General features: G+C 42.4%; 17 protein-coding genes. 11 read left to right on the forward strand and 6 right to left on the reverse strand.

The annotated features are described in order from the left end of the window. Positions 1-6: 6 nt before the first annotated feature. Positions 7-768: an IclR family transcriptional regulator gene (locus MHB79_RS02240; protein WP_050945516.1), complete on the forward strand. Its 762-nt coding sequence runs from the start codon at positions 7-9 to the stop codon at positions 766-768. Positions 769-813: 45 nt separating this feature from the next. Here MHB79_RS02240 and MHB79_RS02245 read toward each other — a convergent pair whose 3' ends face one another. Continuing rightward, complete coding sequence (locus MHB79_RS02245; RefSeq protein ID WP_003214444.1) at positions 814-1,449, reverse strand: FMN-dependent NADH-azoreductase; 636 nt, start codon at positions 1,447-1,449, stop codon at positions 814-816. A gap of 403 nt (positions 1,450-1,852) precedes the next feature. Here MHB79_RS02245 and MHB79_RS02250 point away from each other — a divergent pair, with 403 nt between their 5' ends. The 3 genes from MHB79_RS02250 to MHB79_RS02260 all read left to right on the forward strand — a co-directional run bounded on the left by MHB79_RS02250 (position 1,853) and on the right by MHB79_RS02260 (position 5,875). Further along, positions 1,853-2,485: a GDSL-type esterase/lipase family protein gene (locus MHB79_RS02250; protein ID WP_253621848.1), complete on the forward strand. Its 633-nt coding sequence runs from the start codon at positions 1,853-1,855 to the stop codon at positions 2,483-2,485. An 89-nt stretch (positions 2,486-2,574) separates the two neighbouring features. Further along, positions 2,575-3,657 (forward strand): C45 family peptidase, encoded by a 1,083-nt coding sequence (locus tag MHB79_RS02255; RefSeq protein WP_310026056.1) that lies wholly within the window; start codon positions 2,575-2,577, stop codon positions 3,655-3,657. Positions 3,658-3,787: 130 nt separating this feature from the next. Continuing rightward, on the forward strand, positions 3,788-5,875 hold the full coding sequence (locus MHB79_RS02260; protein WP_340988834.1) for a BglG family transcription antiterminator: 2,088 nt from the start codon (positions 3,788-3,790) through the stop codon (positions 5,873-5,875). Between the two features lie 16 nt (positions 5,876-5,891). Here MHB79_RS02260 and MHB79_RS02265 read toward each other — a convergent pair whose 3' ends face one another. Then, entirely contained in the window at positions 5,892-6,503 is a 612-nt protein-coding gene (locus MHB79_RS02265) for a class I SAM-dependent methyltransferase (protein WP_340988836.1), read from the reverse strand. A gap of 155 nt (positions 6,504-6,658) precedes the next feature. Between MHB79_RS02265 and MHB79_RS02270 the strand changes: the two genes are divergently transcribed. Together MHB79_RS02270 and MHB79_RS02275 are read left to right on the forward strand one after the other, a co-directional pair. Beyond that, the gene (locus MHB79_RS02270) at positions 6,659-7,528 is read left to right on the forward strand and encodes an SDR family oxidoreductase (protein WP_003214206.1); all 870 of its coding nucleotides are present in this window, start codon (positions 6,659-6,661) and stop codon (positions 7,526-7,528) included. 290 nt (positions 7,529-7,818) lie between these two features. Next, the gene (locus tag MHB79_RS02275; protein ID WP_003213986.1) at positions 7,819-8,241 is read left to right on the forward strand and encodes a pyridoxamine 5'-phosphate oxidase family protein; all 423 of its coding nucleotides are present in this window, start codon (positions 7,819-7,821) and stop codon (positions 8,239-8,241) included. A gap of 480 nt (positions 8,242-8,721) precedes the next feature. On the opposite strand, the gene MHB79_RS02280 is transcribed toward MHB79_RS02275, so the two are convergent. Then, positions 8,722-8,904, reverse strand: coding sequence for a hypothetical protein (locus MHB79_RS02280; protein WP_106051290.1), 183 nt, complete (start codon positions 8,902-8,904; stop codon positions 8,722-8,724). A gap of 13 nt (positions 8,905-8,917) precedes the next feature. Continuing rightward, entirely contained in the window at positions 8,918-9,136 is a 219-nt protein-coding gene (locus tag MHB79_RS02285; protein WP_003214476.1) for a hypothetical protein, read from the reverse strand. A gap of 160 nt (positions 9,137-9,296) precedes the next feature. On the opposite strand from MHB79_RS02285, the gene MHB79_RS02290 reads away from it, so the two are divergent. After that, positions 9,297-11,546, forward strand: a complete 2,250-nt coding sequence (locus tag MHB79_RS02290; RefSeq protein WP_340988839.1) for a hypothetical protein — start codon at positions 9,297-9,299, stop codon at positions 11,544-11,546. A 58-nt stretch (positions 11,547-11,604) separates the two neighbouring features. Here the strand turns inward: MHB79_RS02290 and MHB79_RS02295 are convergent, their stop codons facing one another. Together MHB79_RS02295 and MHB79_RS02300 are read right to left on the reverse strand one after the other, a co-directional pair. Beyond that, a complete protein-coding gene (locus tag MHB79_RS02295; RefSeq protein ID WP_003214125.1) occupies positions 11,605-11,901 on the reverse strand; it encodes a DUF3817 domain-containing protein in 297 nt (98 codons plus the stop codon). 136 nt (positions 11,902-12,037) lie between these two features. Continuing rightward, positions 12,038-12,712, reverse strand: a complete 675-nt coding sequence (locus tag MHB79_RS02300) for a GntR family transcriptional regulator (RefSeq protein WP_003214154.1) — start codon at positions 12,710-12,712, stop codon at positions 12,038-12,040. A 154-nt stretch (positions 12,713-12,866) separates the two neighbouring features. On the opposite strand from MHB79_RS02300, the gene MHB79_RS02305 reads away from it, so the two are divergent. The 4 genes from MHB79_RS02305 to MHB79_RS02320 all read left to right on the forward strand — a co-directional run bounded on the left by MHB79_RS02305 (position 12,867) and on the right by MHB79_RS02320 (position 18,029). Further along, positions 12,867-13,694 carry a helix-turn-helix domain-containing protein gene (locus tag MHB79_RS02305; RefSeq protein ID WP_106036163.1) on the forward strand — a complete coding sequence of 276 codons (828 nt, stop codon included), beginning with the start codon at positions 12,867-12,869 and terminating at the stop codon, positions 13,692-13,694. Beyond that, entirely contained in the window at positions 13,684-14,616 is a 933-nt protein-coding gene (locus tag MHB79_RS02310; protein ID WP_106033007.1) for a DMT family transporter, read from the forward strand. Before MHB79_RS02305 ends, MHB79_RS02310 begins: the two co-directional genes overlap by 11 nt. A 98-nt stretch (positions 14,617-14,714) precedes the next feature. After that, on the forward strand, positions 14,715-15,770 hold the full coding sequence (locus tag MHB79_RS02315) for a tartrate dehydrogenase (RefSeq protein ID WP_340988840.1): 1,056 nt from the start codon (positions 14,715-14,717) through the stop codon (positions 15,768-15,770). 72 nt (positions 15,771-15,842) lie between these two features. Beyond that, positions 15,843-18,029, forward strand: a complete 2,187-nt coding sequence (locus MHB79_RS02320; protein WP_340988841.1) for a DNA topoisomerase III — start codon at positions 15,843-15,845, stop codon at positions 18,027-18,029. Positions 18,030-18,146: the final 117 nt, after the last annotated feature.

Consider the following 18,146-nt stretch of genomic DNA (forward strand, 5'->3'; position numbering starts at 1 on the left):
ATGGCCATGCAAAATACAAATAAAACCGTCGTGAAATCAATGGAGATTTTGCGGCTGTTTATCGCTCGTGACCAATTAACGTTAAATGAAATGATCGAGCTTTCCAGCATGCCGAAAACGTCTGTGCACCGCATGGCGAGCTCTTTAACCGATATGGGGTTATTAGAAAAGCAAGATTCAGGTGCTTATCGGTTAGGACTGATGTTTCTAGAATACGGTCAGCTTGTGGCGGATCGCCTTGATATTCGGAGAATTGCAAGACCATTTATGGAAGGCTTGCGGGATGAAGTGGGAGAAGCTGTACAGCTCATCGTTCGTGAAGGAGACGAAGCCATTTACGTGGATAAAATTGAAGGGACGCAGCCTGTTCGTCTTTACACCGCCGTCGGCAGGCGCTCTCCTTTATATGCGGGTGCTTGTGCGAGAAGTATTCTCTCCTTTTTGCCAGAGAACGAGAGACTCGCCTATATCGATTCGATTGAGCTAGGGAAAATCGGAATCGGAACCATTACAGATAAAGAGGTTCTTCGAAACATACTGGAAGAATCAAATGAGCGGGGCTATACGTTAAGTTATTCGGAGCTTGAAAACTATACAGCTGCGGTTGGAGCACCTATATTCAATCACCTTGGGGAAGTCGCAGCAGGAATTAGCATTGCTGGGTTTGAAGCGGGTTATCAAAAGGAACGTCTTCCATACTTAATTGAACAAGTCAAAAAAGCCGCGAGCGGTATCTCCAGAGAATTAGGCTTTCATCTAGATAAATAAAAAGCCAATGACCGTTAAGATCATTGGCTTTTCGCGTTCAGTTTATTAGAAAGTTTTACCTAAAGCTTTTGCACGTTCGATTGCATCTGCTTTAATTTGCTCTGCTTTCGCAGGTTCAGCATTGTGACCTTCAACGATAAGACCTTCGAAAGAAGGAATTCCGAAGAAGCTCGCAATTGTACCAAGGTAACGGTGGCCTGCTTCAAGTTCAGCAGCAGGACCTTCAGTGTAGTATCCGCCACGTGCTTGGATGTGTAGAGCTTTTTTGTCTGTTAATAATCCAACAGGACCTTGCTCCGTGTATTTGAATGTTTTACCAGCTACAGCAACAGAGTCGATGTATGCTTTAAGAACTGGTGGGAATGAGAAGTTCCAAAGTGGTGAAACAAATACATATTTGTCAGCAGAAACGAATTGATCGCTTAATTCGTTTAGGCGAGCAACCTTCGCTTGCTCTTCAGCTGAAAGTGTATCGAAACCAGCACCTGATTGCAGCTTGCCCCAGCCAGCGAATACATCTGCATCAATGTGAGGGATGTTTTCTTTGTACAAATCGATATGTACAACCTCGTCACTTGGGTTTGCTTCCTTATAAGATTCGATAAATGCTTTAGCAGTAGCCATACTGTAAGAAACTGTTTCATCATGCGGATGTGCAGTGATGTATAAAACTTTTGCCATGTTCATTCAATCCTTTCTGTTTCAGTGATTTTTTTAGCGTATCCCAAAGATACACTGAATATGTGGCATCTTTAATCATAGTGGAATGCTACGAAAAAGATGTAACAAGCACAGTTACATAAAAACTGATATTTTTATTGTAATCACAATGTAGTTTGAAGTCAAGGTATAAAGTCTCGAAATCAAGATAAAAAGTTTGTCAATTTTTCTGGAACGCATGCAGGTGCAAATTTCATGATCTCAACCTATTCTTATTGAACAAAAAATCAGTCGATCTCGCAAGTAAAGAGTTTGTAAAGACGTCTCATGAAAAAAAGATGAATGCCTCTAAGTCATCTGCTACAAGCATCTGTTCTCCGATTTCGTATATATAAGAGAAGGCAGGAGAGAGTGAGGGATAAGAGTGGGACGATCCTATGTTGCGATTGGAGATTCCTTAACAGTTGGAGTGGGGGCACGTTTATTTGGTGGAGGCTTCGCAGAGCGGTATCAGTGGATGCTTGAAAAAAAGACACATACGCCAGTCGAGCTGTCTGTATTTGCAAAGTCAGGGTTAACAACAGATCAGATTTTACAGCTGTTCAAACGATCTGATGTGAGGCGTGCTATTGCAGCAGCTGACATCATCACCATCACAGGTTGTGGGAATGACCTTGTTCAAGCGATTCAGCAGTATGAAAAGGGTGAAGATGAAAAGAAATTGCTGCAAGCGACGCTGCATTGCCAAGCAAATTTCAGCAAAATGATTCAAGAAATCGCTCAGATCAAAAGAGGGCAGAAGCAGCCCTATTGCGTGTATCTCATGAATTTATATAATCCTTTTCCGCAAATACCTATAGCCGGGCGGTGGCTTGAGCAATACAATCATCAGCTTCGCTCGCTTGCTGCAAATCCGCATGTAGAGGTTGTGGATGTGTACCGGGCGTTTGAAGGACATGAAAATGAGTACTTATCGATTGATCAATTTCATCCGAACCATAAAGGATATGAAGCAATGGCAAAAGCATTGTTTCAACAATCCTGTAAACAGCTGTAATCCATTGGGATTGCAGTTTTTTTCATCCTTTTAAATGAAGGAGGGTTTCGATATGATAAAAGAAACGAAAGCGAAAGAGGTGTGCAGGCATGGAGGAAATCAGTGCATATTTTCAAGAAATGAAAGGAACCGCTTATGAAGTGGGAAAGCAGCAGGCTGTCTGGATGAAGAAAAAGCAATGGCTACAGACACAATACATTCGAACAGAACCGCTTGCAAAAGAGGCTGTGAAAGAAACGAAGCAGCTGATGCGCCCTTATCTTCCTCAGTTAGAAGAAGAGATTGCTGGATTTTGTGATGAACTGCAATTAGATGAGCGCTATTTGACCTTTTTCTATTCATCTCATCTACAGCCAGGCTGTTCCCACTGCGTGAGGCAGGGAAATATGGAGACAGGTCAACAAACGGTCATGCTGCGTAACTATGATTTCTCTCCGATATTTGATGATATGCGTCTTGTGACGACACATGTGAAGGGCTTGGCATATCATACAGGCTCGTCGCTGCTTTTGTTTGGCAGATCTGATGGGATGAATGAGCATGGTCTTTCTGTCACATTCTCTGCATGTGGTCCGCCGGTTGGAAATGAACCCGGTTTAAAGCCTCCAGCAGTTGCCGGCTTGCAAGTGTATCATGTGATTCGATCTGTTCTGGAAACCTGTAGAACGGTTGAGGAAGCCATTCGCTCTATTCAGGAAATGCCCGTTGCCTCAAATGTCCACCTCATGCTTACTGATCGAAAAGGAGAAGCGGCTGTGATTGAAATCATTGATGGCCGTAAAATGGTGAGAAGACCGGAGGAAGGTTATATTGCAGCCACAAATCATCCGCTTGCTGATCAAACAGCAAAAGGGGTGACGAAACATCATTCTGTTGTCAGATATGACATGCTAATAGAGGCATTAAAAGAACAACAAACAAGTGATTCTCTTGTTAAGCTGTTTCAGACAGAATATCCTGATGGTCTGGCTGTGCACAATTATGAGGAGCTGTTTGGAACAATGCGAACCGTCATCTTCCGTCCGGAAGAAGGAACGATGGATTATTGCTTTGGCTCTCCAATATACAATCCGACGTATTCTTTAAAAGCTGGGGGTTCACTGCCTTTTCATGAACAAAAGGTTCAATTTCATCAAAAGGATTATGGACCGTCATTTTGGAGAAATGTATGATCAGACGTTGTATTTAATTTTGTCACAGCTGATGTGCCAAAGTCAGATCAACTTAAGATTGCATCTTTTGTTGAAAGCGTTTTATATTAGGGTACGACAATAGACCTATTTTTGCAGAAGGAGGCATTTCATGTACATAACGGCACGAGAACAGAAGATCATCAAATACATCATTCAGCAAAATCGTTATGTCACGATTCGTGAGATAGCCGATTCTGTTCAGGTGAGTACAAGAACGATTCATAGAGAACTAAAATCGATTAAACCCATATTAAAGAATTATGATCTTTCACTAGATAAACAGCCGGGGAAAGGCTTGAAGGCAGTCGGTGAACAGGAGGATAAACAGCGGCTTCTTGCTCATATGTCAAATGAGGATCAAATTGAATATAGCTCTGATGAACGGAAGCTCTTAATATTATGTGCGCTGCTTGAAGCAAAGGAACCGGTGAAATTATATACACTCGCTTCCGATTTGCAGGTCACAAATGCGACGATCAGCTATGACTTAGATGAACTGACGGAGTGGATCGCGCCATACGGTTTGCAACTGATCCGAAAACGCGGGTATGGCATTGAATTAAAAGGACCGGAGGAAGCAAAACGAAAGATTGTCGGCAACCTCATTGTCGACCGGCTCGATATTCAATTATTTTTAGAAACGATTGAAATGAATATCAAGCAACGAACGAAAGCGACGGAAAAAGTGTTTGGCGTTGTCAGCAGAGGGCAGCTGCTCAAGGTAGAAAGACTTCTCTTTCATTTGAAAAATCGACTGTCACTCTCTTTATCTGATAGTGCCTATATTGCGCTTGTCGTTCACTTAACCTATGCTATCGAACGGATTCAGCTTGGCGAAACCATTCGAATGGAAGAGGAAGAGCTGCTTGAACTAAAGCGGACGAAAGAATTTGAATCATCACTGCGAATCGCAAGAGCACTTGAACGCATGTTTAATGTCGAGATCCCTGAAGCAGAGGTCGGATATATGACGATCCATCTGCGCAGTGCAAACCGCAGCTTTGGGGCAGAATACCGTATTGATGAAATCGAGCTGGATATCGCGATTAGAACGAAGAAGCTCATTGATTTTATTTCAAATAAAACTGGCTATCATTTAAATGAGAATGATTCATTGTATGAGGGACTCGTGTCTCATCTTGAACCTGCCATGAACCGTTTAAAGGAAAAGATGAGAATCTACAATCCACTTACACAACAAATTAAAAAGGACTACTTTTTACTTTTCATGGCGATTGAAGAAGGAGTCGAACGTTTCTTTCCAGAGATCGAATTTCCAGAGGATGAAATCGCCTTTATTGTGCTTCACTTTGGCTCAGTGCTTGAGATCAAAAAAGAAGAAACGAACATTCATGCATTGGTCGTGTGCTCAAGCGGGATCGGTTCCTCTAAAATGCTCGCATCTCGGTTAAAAAAAGAATTGCCAGAGATCGCCGAATTCGATCTGTCTTCCTTGATGGAGCTAAAAGAAATCGATGCATCAAGCTATGACATGATTGTCTCGACCGTCCCTATCCCATATGAGCATATCGATTACATCATGGTCAGTCCGCTCTTAAACGAGGATGATGCTATGCGTGTGAAGGCTCATATTAAACGAAAGATCCCTTATATGATTGAGAAAAAAAGGATGAAAGAAGCTGCCAAAGAAGCGGTACAAGAATCCGTTAATATGATGGCGGTTGCAGAGCGGGTGACGAATTACATGTCTGTGATTCGCAGCATCTTGTACCATTTCACCATCGACAATAGAAAGGCGATGCCGCAGCATGAGGCAACAATCAGTCAGCTGCTTCGTCAGCTTGAAGAGGAAGGATTTATCACACATGCGGATGAGGTAGCAAGTGGTTTACTAGAACGTGAACAGCAAGGTGGTTTAGGGATTCCTGGTACAGAATTTGCTCTTTTTCATTTAAAGCATACGTTCATCAAGGAACCCATCTTTCATATTTATGATCTTGATCAGGCATACGAGGTCAAAAGCATGGACGGCGGGCAGCAGCAGATGTCACGAATGCTCATGATGCTGGCGCCGCAAGAGCTAGGCAAGGAAGGTTCAGAAATGTTTAGTTTGATCAGTTCATCCATCATTGAAAGTGAGGAAAGCATGACGCTTTATGGTCATGGGTTAAAGGAAGACATTGAACAGAAATTGCATCAGCTGTTCTATCAATTTGTCAAAGAGGCAAAGTGGTAAGAAAAAAGCCGAGAGCTTATTCGCTTCTCGGCTTTTTGGCTGTGACACAGACAGCAAGCGTTGGACGAATTTCCTCATACTCAACAGAAAAATGGTCAAACCCCGCAAACTGTAAATCATTCAATATGTTTTCACCCATCTCTTTTGTCCGGCTCGCATCAGCACCTTTTTCTCTTGGCTGCATCACAATGACGAGTTTTCCGCCGGGTTTCAACGTGTGATAAAGGTTGAGTAGGCCAGTCTTTGGATCATCCCAAATCGTAAAGTTGTTCACAGACAGTACTTTGTCATACTGCTTTCCCGGCAAATGTGTTTTCTCGATTTTTCCTACATACAGCCGGACTTGTTTGTCCATTGACCGTTTGTTTACGCGGGACTGTGCTTGCTCCTGCATGGTCGAGGAAGCATCTAGTCCATCTATATGGAGACCTTCATAATGCTTAAGCATATGCTTGATGCTGTAGCCGGGTCCATAGCCGATTTCCAAAATGTTTTCACCATCTGACAAATCTAAATGCTGGATCGCCCACTGATTCAGTGCTTTATTTTCATTTGCCATAATGAAGCCTGCAATGCTTCCGAGCCAGCCTTTTGGTTTGCTAAAGGTTTTCGAAATGGTTGACAGCATGTGAGAACGCTCCTTTTTAATGATCATGTAACCGATTTTATCCATCATGAAACATGCCGATTTTCAAAACGCATCTGTGCCACATAAGGATGTTTGAGTGGAAAAATGAGGTGGTAATGAAAGGATACATCAACAAATCAAGGAGGAGCTTACACATGGATTTACGTGAATATTTAACAAATGGCATTCCGCGCCAAACACAGGATCAGCAGCCAGGCAGTGAAAGGGAAATGAATCCTGCGCCGATCTTTGAGGATGAATCATATCAAGGGTCTGGCAAGCTCAAAGGGAAAGTCGCACTGATTACAGGCGGAGATAGTGGAATTGGACGTGCTGTATCTGTTGCCTATGCAAAAGAAGGGGCACACGTCGCCATTGTGTACTTAAATGAACATGAGGATGCAAAGGATACGCAAAAGCGCGTAGAACAGGAAGGCGTCAAATGTTTAACGATTGCAGGAGATGTCGGTGACGAAGCCTTTTGCGAGAAAGCGGTAGAAAAAACAGTTGAAGCCTTTGGGCAATTAGATATTTTAGTGAATAATGCGGCTGAACAGCATCCGAAAGAACGGATTCAGGATATATCTAGTGAACAGCTTCACCAAACCTTTAGAACCAACTTCTATTCCTATTTTTATTTTACGAAGAAAGCACTGGATTACTTAAAACCAGGAAGTACAATTATTAATACAACATCCATTAACCCATATCGAGGCAACAAAGTGCTGATTGATTATACGGCGACAAAAGGCGCTATCAATGGCTTTACGCGTTCTATGGCACAGTCGCTTGTGAAGGATGGGATTCGGGTGAACGGTGTAGCGCCAGGTCCAATTTGGACGCCGCTCATTCCATCTACATTTGATGAGGATCGTGTGGAAAGCTTCGGGGCAGAAACCCCAATGGGAAGACCAGGACAGCCTGTAGAGCATGTCGGCTGCTATGTGCTGCTTGCTTCTGACGAATCGTCTTATATGACAGGACAAACACTTCACGTCAACGGCGGTTCCTTTATGAATACATGATCAATAGCGCACCGCCCACCTGATTGGGCGGTGTGTTTAGTATTTCTTGCGATTTTTCTGCACAGATGAGACAGACCATACGATAATGCCCACAACAACTGCCGCAATGACAAGTGAACTTAAATGGAACATCGTTTCATGATGCATGTTCAACTTCTCCCTTCATTGAGCCTGTTTTCTATAGCATCAGCCAGAAGATCTCTTTTTATGAAAAACACATTTCTTTGTTTAATGAATGGATTGTCGTGGAAACCTAAGAGTACGGATGAAATTTGAAGGAGTGAAACGATATGTCACAAGAAGAATTAAAACAAAAGGTACTCAATCTATTAGATGAACAAAAGGTCGGAACACTAGCGACCGTTGAACAGGATAAGCCGCATACCCGCTACATGACTTTTTTCCATGAGGGACTGACATTATATACACCAACGAGCAAAGAAACACATAAAGCAGACGAAATTGAAAAAAACCCGAATGTCCATATTCTCATTGGTTATTCAGGTGAAGGATTCGGTGACACGTATGCAGAAATCGCAGGTACCGCCACATTAACCGATGATCCAGAACTGATCGACCGCCTTTGGTCTGAGGAGATGGAGAAATGGTTTAAAGGAAAAGATGATCCGAACCTAGTGATTCTGAAGATTGATCCAACATCTATTCGTTACATGAATGAAGGAAACCGTACTCCAGCTGAATTATCACTTTAACACTTGCGTAAGATGGGGGGATGTGTTATAGTTTTATATTAAGTGTTGAAATAAGCAAATAAATAAAGAAAGTAAACTTTCTTTTTTCTATGACATAATGAGAAGCAATAGAGCTTCTACTAGATAAGAACGAGACGCTGTCAAAGCGAACAAACTTATTCTTTTCCTTCTGCACCCGCCCCCTATAAAAGCGGAAGAGTGGAAAAAAGACGTTTTGATTTACAATTCACACTGGCACGGCTTCGGAGCCGTAAGGACGAATGAGAGGTAGGGCTTTCGTTGTCTTGTTATCCAGAACTTCCATGGCGTTTACTTTCAAACGTAGGTTCACTCGGAACACATATGACACACTGATATGATCGAATCTTAATTCATACACTCCGTAACGGAGATCACACATTGATTATTTATTTGCATGAAAAAAGCAAGAAAAAGGCTGCCATCTATTTGGCAGCCTTTTTCATTGGATTCATTTCATGATCACTCACTTCTTCCTTTCTTCTGATAACGCCAAATCTTCTGAATAAAAAAGAACATCACCGCAAACAAAATAGAAAAAATGAACATGTCCAATAGTGTCACGCCTCTATTTGGGTGCACAATGCCAAACCAAACCCATTGCAGAACAAAAGAGATAGCAAAATAACTAATGGATTCTTTCATGATTTTCCCCCTTTCATTTATTTTTTTGACCTTTTAGCCATAATAGCCAAATGAAGAAGGAACCGATGATACATGATAGTAAAGTGATGGGCGGCAAGGTATGCCAGCTAGTCAGCCCCTTTACAAAACACATATAAAAAAAGAAAATGGAAATGGATACGAGCACCCATTGCTTGAACCAACGGGGAACACGCAGCCAAGCCGCTAGAATGATCGATGATAGCTTACTCATTGTGATAACATCCTTTTTTCGAATCTGATTAGATTTTATCGCAAACTACCAAGTTTGTAAAATATGGAACTTAAAGGCTGGAATGGTATTCTTCTAGCATGAAACATTCTCGTTGCACTGACGTATAAGATAAAGGAACCTCATGAAAGGAAGCGATCAAGTGAAAAGAATACCAGTGATTTTTCTCAGATATATTGTCTTCTTTATTCCAGCGATCATTCTTAGTGTCTTGGTGTGGAACCATTACCAAGATGATTTGTCAGCAGGGAAAGTGACGGAATATGACGTCAAACGAATATTTACATTTGATGAAGGAAAACGAGTGGTGAGTGCTGTATCAAAAGACCAGCAGCTCCATTTTGGAATGTATGATCCTCAATCAGGAAAAAGAATCAGTGAATGGACGACAGCAAGCGATTCGTTTAATGAAATGCTGCCATCCATTCAAGGTAACAATCTCTTACTTGCTTTAAAAAATAAAGACGGGCAGCTGTTGATCGAGAAACTAACGCCAAGCGGAGAAAGGAAAGAGCTCGTTAAGCAAAATCTACAGATACCCTCGTTTTTAAAAACGAATACATATCAATGGAATGGACGGCTTGTGTTTACAGGAGAAATGGAAGGCGCCGCTGCAGTCCTTGGTGAGCTAAAGGATGGTCAGTTTCATGTGCACAATCTAAGCGAGCTAAAGCTGCCAGCAAGGCCAGTCTCTATGGATGTTGTCATGAATTCCTTTAGAGGACAGACGCCTATTCCTATATTTGAATTGACTTTGAAAAATGACCAGAAGGCATATGTCAGCGGAGTCTCAAACGATAAGAATCAGCTTGGGGTCTATGTCTCCAAAAACGCTGAACCGTTTAGCCTCATTGAAGATAAAGTGGAGCAGCAGCTGGAAAAAACGATCGGAACATCCCAAAACTTTGCAGTCGCTGTCGAATCTAACTATCCAAAAAGACCAAGGAAAGTGAATGCAGAGGGAAGGCTTGGGGAAGTCGTCCCAACACCAAAACCGATTTATCAAACCCTTATCTACCAGCTTAATGAAGAAGAAGTTCTTCTTGCAGGCTCTACAGTAAAGGACGAAGCAAAAGGCAAGCTGACTGGTTATATTTATAACCACCGCACGAATAAGACGACGTCCGTCAGCAAACTTTTGCAGTCCTTTTCATATGAAACGTTACAAAGAGAAGGACTCTCTTTCAATAAAAATGTGAAAAGCGATTGGATCTATTATTCAATCGACAATCAATTAACGGGTGCATTTGAGACGAAGAGCAAAGAGCTAAAGGAATTTCCTTTGAAAAAAATGATCTCAATCGAAAACGCCAGTCCTGCTCACCAAACGTCTGTAGACACCTTTATGCAATATGTCATGAAAGGCGGACCGCTCATTCTCAACTGGGCGATATGGCTGTTTATTCCACTGCTGTTATTTGTGCTAGCCATCTTCCTACCGCCGATTTTGAGACTGGTGAGAAAGAACAAGATGAAAGACAGTGTCACATTAGAAGCCAATATTGTATCTGTCAAAGAAACGGGTACCTACATCAACGAACAGCCGCTTGTCAAAATGCAGCTGCAATTTCAATATGATGGGGAAAATATCGAGAAGGCAGCTAAAACGGTTGTATCCTACACCCAAATACCGCAGCCGGGTCAGCGTATCGCCATTCTCTACAATCCGAAGAAGAAAAAGGCGATGCTCTTAAAAGAGGGGGACTTCTCACAGACAAGTGAGCCAAAGTTCATCAAAGGCGCTGTTTTAAGAAATATAGAATCATATGGAACCGTAGGACGAGGCACTGTCTTATCGCTTACATTTGAAACAGATCAGAAAAGGTATACCATTCCGATGATTCAAGCCGCTGGTTTTGAATTTAGAACAGGAGAAAAAGCCGACCTCGTCGACATTAGCGGTCAGTTGAAAATGGCAGCCTATGGCCATGAAGTTCGGAATCGATCGGGGAAAGACGTGACATTAACAGGAACCATCCAGCGGGTGAAGCAATATCCAGTCACGATTCATGGTCAGAAGCCGATCATGCTAGATGTGACGGTTTCTAGCGGAGATCAGTCCATCACAAAAACGGTCAGTCAATTCATCCCTGATCATATGGATGTCTCGCCAGGAACTCAAATCACGATGCAGACAAAACAAGAAGAGCTGGATAAAGAAATCAGTCTCATGCAAGAGAAACAAGGAAGTGCAAAAGTGACCCATGTCGCATTTGCTGGTGTCATCGGCAACCAGCCGCTAGCGATCATTCAGATTGAGCGAGATGGCATGATGTATGAAGTGAAACAGCCAATCGATCCAATCACCAGCGTACTGCCAGGTGATGAATTATGGGTGGCATATCACGAAATGACGCGTCAAGCAGCCATAGTGAAATATGCCTCGATTTAAAAAATACTTCAGTGTGTAGAAAAAGGGCTAAAATGAATTTCGTTTTAGCCCTTTTTGATTAAGCTTTTGTATCATACTGGCGGAGCACCTTATCATAGGCGAAGTTGCCGAAAGGAATGAACGCCGCAAAAAAACCAGCGATCGACCATTTCAAATGCCAGCGAACTTTAAAGGTCACATATGCCAAAATCAGCATATAGATGACAAACAATGCGCCATGAAGAGAGCCTACAATGGTGACTGCCATCGGAATATCCGCAAAATATTTCAGAGGCATGGCAATTAAAAGAAGGGTTAAAAGAGACATACCCTCAATAAAACCCGCCTTTCGAAGACGGCTAATACTTGTATGCATAAACAAATCCTCCTGTATAAAAGCTAGTTTCTCATCTTCTAATATAAACGAAAGATCGTCTGGACATGCTAAAATCTACGAAAAATTCAAAATATGTTCATGTAATGCTTAAAAAATGGGAAAAAGGAAAAATCACTTAATCCGTGTTTGTTTCAGAGAGTACTTGCTTTAAGTGCATCACATCATGTAACAAATGATTCGTCATTGCTTGGACGGCTTCTGTGGAGCGGCGCTCTTTCATTTCAGAATAAATGGCAGCATGCTCTGTTTGAATCGTCTCAGCACGCGCCCCGCCGCTAAAATGAAAGATGCGGCAAAAATGAATGAGTGCATTCACATGATTCAATTGTTTACATAAGCGGTGATTGTGACTCGCTAGAATGATTTTTTGATGAAAGGCTTCATGTAACTGGACGATGTCTTTAGATGGCAGCTGCTGTTTGATTGCTTCGTCTGCCTGCGTGAGGACATGCCCAATTTCCTCCAGCTCTCTTTGCGAGGCTTCCTTGCATGCAAGCTCAACAGCAAGCGTTTCTAGGGCGATCCGAATTTGATAAAGCTCCTCGACATCTTTTTCCGTTAACGTATAGACAGAGTAGCCCGACCGATGATCAGCGATCAAGAGCTCATCTTTTTCTAAAAGTCTCATTGCCTCTCTCACTGGTGATCGGCTTACACCAAATTGTTTGGCAAGCTGTGTCTCATTGATGCGTTCCCCCGGCTGAAACTGTCCATCAAATATCATTTGCTTCAGCTGTTCATAAAATTGCATATGGTATGGTGCTGGTCTTTCCATCTCGAATGAATTCATCCTGTCATTCCCTCATTTACACATCATCTTTTGTCTCATGTTATCCAAGTTTTTCCCTCTAGGCAAGCCTGCAGCGGAAAAGTCAATATCGTACAATTCAAGAGAAAAAGGGTGTGCTACACTGATGATCAGTTCAGTGAAAGAGGGGATCGACATGAAAACACAAGAGGAACGAACGGTACATTTTGATCAGGACTTGCAAATAGAGGCGTATCGCTTTCATGGCATCATGCAAAAGTTCCCGAATCATTTTCATACATACTATGTGATTGGATTTATTGAGGATGGTCAAAGACGTTTGATCTGCCAAAATAAAGAATACATCATTGAAAAGGGAGACATTCTTCTTTTCAATCCATATGACAATCATGCATGCGAGCAGATTGATCACAGTACACTAGATTATCGTTGTTTAAATATTGAAGCAGATGTGATAGAGAAGATGTTTCAGCACAAGCCGCATTTTAAAGCTCCTGTGTTTTCACAAAGTGAACTGACAAAGCCGTTATATGATCTTCATCAAATGATGACAGAAGAAGCCCCAGCTTTGAATAAACAGGAAACGTTCTATTTCTTTATGAAGCAGCTGATTGAAGCCTACGCTGATACATCAGAGGAAAAAGCGTCAGTAGTACATGCCGCCGAACAAAAAGTCCAAGACGTACAGCAATATATTGAAACACACCTTACGGAAAATATATCGTTAGACGACTTAGGAGAGCTTGTATCCATGAATAAATACTCACTTCTGCGTGCTTTTACAAAGTACAGAGGGATCACGCCGTATCGTTATTTACAAACAGTGAGAGTGAATTATGCGAAGGAGCTTCTCGCCAAAGGAGTGAAGCCTGTAGATGCGGCAGTCTCCACCGGTTTTTCTGATCAAAGTCATTTGAGTCATTTCTTTTCAGAATTTATTGGGCTCACACCAGGGCAATATCAGCAAATTTTCACAAAGCAGGTAACAGCAGATGAAAAATAAACAGCTTCTTGGTCATCTGGCGGCCATGTTCACCATTTTTCTATGGGGATCAACCTTTATCTCAACCAAAATATTGTTAACGGCTTTTTCTCCAACAGAAATATTATTTTTCCGCTTTTTTATTGGATATCTCGCTCTGATGATGATCTATCCGGTCACTATGAAGGTGCAGCGTAAAAAGCATGAATTGATGTTTGCGCTCGCAGGTTTATGTGGTGTGGTCTTATACTATTTTTTAGAAAATGTCGCACTCACCTATACGTTTGCTTCGAATGCAGGTGTCATCAGCTCAGTTGTACCATTCTTCTCATTTTTATTGGCTTATTTTTTATTGAAAGATGAGCCTTTGCATCGCCGGTTTTTCATAGGCTTTTTCATCGCGATGACAGGAATTGTCCTGATTAGCTTTAATGGAATGACGACGTTCCAATTGAATCCAATCGGTGATGCGCTAGCATTAACGGCGACCATTGTCTGGGCCTTCTATTCTATTTTATCGAAAATCATCAATCAATATGGATACCATATCATTCAAGTGACGAGACGTGTCTTTTTTTACGGCTTACTCTGGATGCTTCCCCTGATCTGGCACTTTAAAATTCGTATAGACTGGGAGCGATTGACGAACCCGTCGTTTGCCTTTCACTTATTGTTTTTAGGCCTGTTCGCATCTGCTATTTGTTTTCTCACATGGAGTTTTTCAGTGAAAACGCTCGGTGTGGTGAAAGCGAGTGTGTATATTTATGGCGTTCCTATTATTACGATGGTCATTTCAATGATCGTTCTTCATGAGAGATTGACCCTCATGTCTGTACTTGGAACGGCACTGACCTTAGGCGGACTGCTGCTTTCAGATAAAAAAGGTACGAAGAGGAAGAAGGAGAAACCCTCGATGCTTTTGCAGGATAAACAGGCGCTTTGATCAAAAAAGCGCCTTTATCCATTGAAAGAACATGCACTCTCTAGTAAACTCAAACTTAAACGGTCGACGGTCGACCGACAATAAAGGGGGAGAAATAAATGAAGCATGTTTCAATTGCGGCGATACCAGGTGACGGGGTTGGGAAGGAAGTTGTACCTGAAGCCATACGAGTATTGAAAGCGGTATCAGGAGTGCATGGCGGTCTGTCTTTTACCTTTCAGGATTTTCCGTGGAGCTGTGAATATTATTTAGAGCATGGCGAGATGATGCCAAAGGATGGATTACATCAATTGAAAGCCTTTGACAGCATTTTCTTAGGGGCTGTCGGAGATGCCAATTTAGTGCCGGATCACGTATCACTTTGGGGACTGCTTATTAAGATTAGGCGGGAATTTGAACAGGTGATAAACATCAGACCTGCAAAACAGCTTAGCGGCATTCGCTCACCGCTTGCTCAGCCAAAGGATTTCGATCTTCTAGTTGTCAGAGAAAACGGTGAAGGTGAATATAGTGAAATTGGAGGCCGTATGTATCAAGGGGAAGATCAGCTTGCAGTTCAAAATGCGGTGTTCTCAAGAAAAGGGACAGAGCGTGCGATGCGTTTTGCCTTTCAATTAGCAGAAAAAAGACGAAAGCATGTGACGAGTGCAACCAAATCGAATGGGATCGTTCATACCATGCCTTTTTGGGATGAAGTGTTTCAAGACGTAGCAAAGGATTATCCAGAGGTGACAGCAGACTCACAGCACATTGACGCGCTCTCAGCCTTCTTTGTAACAAGACCAGAAAAATTCGATGTGATTGTGGCCAGTAATTTGTTTGGTGATATTTTGACAGACCTTGGGGCCGCCATTATGGGAAGTATTGGCGTAGCGCCTGCCGCCAACATTAATGTAAATGGTAAATACCCATCCATGTTTGAGCCTGTACACGGATCAGCTCCAGACATTGCGGGAAAAGGAATCGCCAACCCAATCGGTCAAATCTGGACCGCTAAACTCATGCTGGATCATTTCGGAGAGGAAGAACTGGGCACACATCTGCTCGAAACCATCGAATCAGTCACAGCAGATGGCTTTTTAACGGCAGACATCGGTGGCGCCTATCAAACGCAAGAAGTCACAAACGAAATCATCACACGATTGAAGAAATAATCCGTCATTAGAACCACATCTCCACGTCTGCTATAATAAAAGGATGGATAGAAGAAAGAGATGTGAAATCTAGTGTCAAAAACAGTTGTATTAGCAGAGAAACCTTCGGTCGGACGTGATCTTGCACGTGTGCTGAAGTGTCATAAAAAAGGAAATGGCTTTTTAGAAGGAGATCAATACATTGTGACGTGGGCGCTTGGCCATTTGGTCACACTGGCTGATCCAGAAGGCTACGGAAAAGAATTTCAATCCTGGCGTTTAGAGGATTTACCAATCATTCCCGAACCGCTTAAGCTTGTGGTGATGAAAAAGACAGGAAAACAATTCCAATCAGTGAAAGCGCAGCTTGCGAGGAAAGATGTCAAAGACATTGTCATCGCAACAGATGCTGGACGTGAAGGGGAGCTTGTCGCTCGATGGATTCTTGAAAAAGCGCATGTGAAAAAGCCTTTGAAACGATTATGGATCTCATCTGTCACGGACAAAGCCATTCAAGAAGGCTTCAAACGATTAAAAGACGGCAAAGAATACGATAACCTGTATCGCTCAGCCGTTGCACGTGCAGAAGCAGACTGGATTGTCGGCATCAACGCAACAAGAGCGCTGACAACGAAGTTCAATGCACAGCTTTCCTGCGGACGGGTGCAAACACCAACGATCGCCATGATCGCCAAACGAGAAGAAGACATTCAGCAATTTCAGCCGAAGCCGTTCTATGGATTGACTGCACAAGTAGATGGACTGACTTTGACATGGCAGGATGCCAAAACAAAGCAAAATCGGACATTCCAAGAGAGTGTGATCAAAGAGCGCTTGGCAGCCTGCGAAGGAAAACCAGCAGTGGTTGATGCGTTGAAAAAAACAGCAAAAAAAGCTTTTGCACCGGGACTGTACGATCTGACTGAATTGCAGCGTGATGCACATAAACGCTATGGTTTTTCAGCCAAAGAAACATTATCTACGCTTCAGCGATTGTATGAGCAGCATAAGCTCGTAACATATCCACGTACAGATTCACGATTTATTTCAGCGGATATCGTTCCTACATTAAAAGATCGTTTAAAAGGAATGAACGTCAGACCGTACGCCCAGCATGTGAACCGGATTTTACAATCAGGTGTGAAAGCGCACAAAGGCTTCGTCAATGATGCCAAAGTGTCAGATCACCATGCGATTATTCCAACCGAGGAAGAGCTGTACCCAGGAGTATTAAGCGATAAAGAGCGTAAATTATATGACCTCATTGCCAAACGTTTCCTTGCGGTACTCATGAATCCTTTCGAGTATGAGGAAACAACGGTCATCACCAAAATAGGCAGTGAAACGTTCACAGCAAAAGGGAAAACCGTGCAAGCAGCTGGCTGGAAAGCCGTGTACGATGACTCATATGAAGAAGAGGAATCAGCCGAGGCAGATCAACATTTGCCGCTGCTTTCAGAAGGACAGTCACTAGATGTACGACAGCTGAAAGAGACAAGAGGAGAAACGAAACCTCCTGCACGTTTTAATGAAGCGACCCTATTATCTGCTATGGAAAACCCAGCGGCATTTATGCAGAACGAGGAAAAGGACTTAGTGAAAACCCTTGGTGAAACAGGTGGACTAGGAACAGTAGCAACAAGAGCCGATATTATTGAAAAGCTGTTCAATAGCTTCTTAATCGAGAAAAAGGGCAAAGACATTTTCATCACATCGAAAGGGAAGCAGCTGCTCTCGTTAGTGCCTGAGGACTTAAAGTCTCCTGCATTAACAGCGGAATGGGAACAAAAGCTTTCTAAAATCGCCAAAGGGCAATTGAAAGCTTCTCAATTCATGAGTGAAATGAAGTCATATGCCAAACAAGCTGTATCTGAAATCAAACAGACGAACCAGACCTTTAAGCATGACAATGTCACTGGCACCCATTGTCCAGACTGCGGTAAACTCATGCTGAAAGTGAATGGAAAACATGGCACGATGCTCGTTTGCCAGGACCGAGAATGCGGCCATCGTAAAAATGTGGCGAAGAAAACAAACGCACGCTGCCCGAACTGTCATAAAAAGCTCGAGCTGCGCGGAGAAGGCGATGGCAAAATCTTTGCTTGTGTATGCGGCCATAGAGAAAAACTGTCTGTCTTCGAAAAACGCAAATCTCAATCCAATCAAAAGAAAGCCAGTAAGCACGATGTGTCTAAATATATGAAGAAACAAAAGAAAGTGGAAGAACCAATTAATAACGCACTAGCTGAACAATTAAAGAAGTTAAAATTAGATCAATAGTTCTATAAAAACCCGTGCGGAAACGCATGGGTTTTTCAGTATTATTAAGTATATAGACATATTTTTTTTCTGAAAATGGGAATAAATATGCGAAAAGGCTCGTAATTTGGCATAAAA

The sequence above is a fragment of the Bacillus sp. FSL M7-0558 genome (genome assembly GCF_038003245.1).
GTDB classification, from domain to species: domain Bacteria; phylum Bacillota; class Bacilli; order Bacillales; family Bacillaceae; genus Bacillus; species Bacillus pumilus.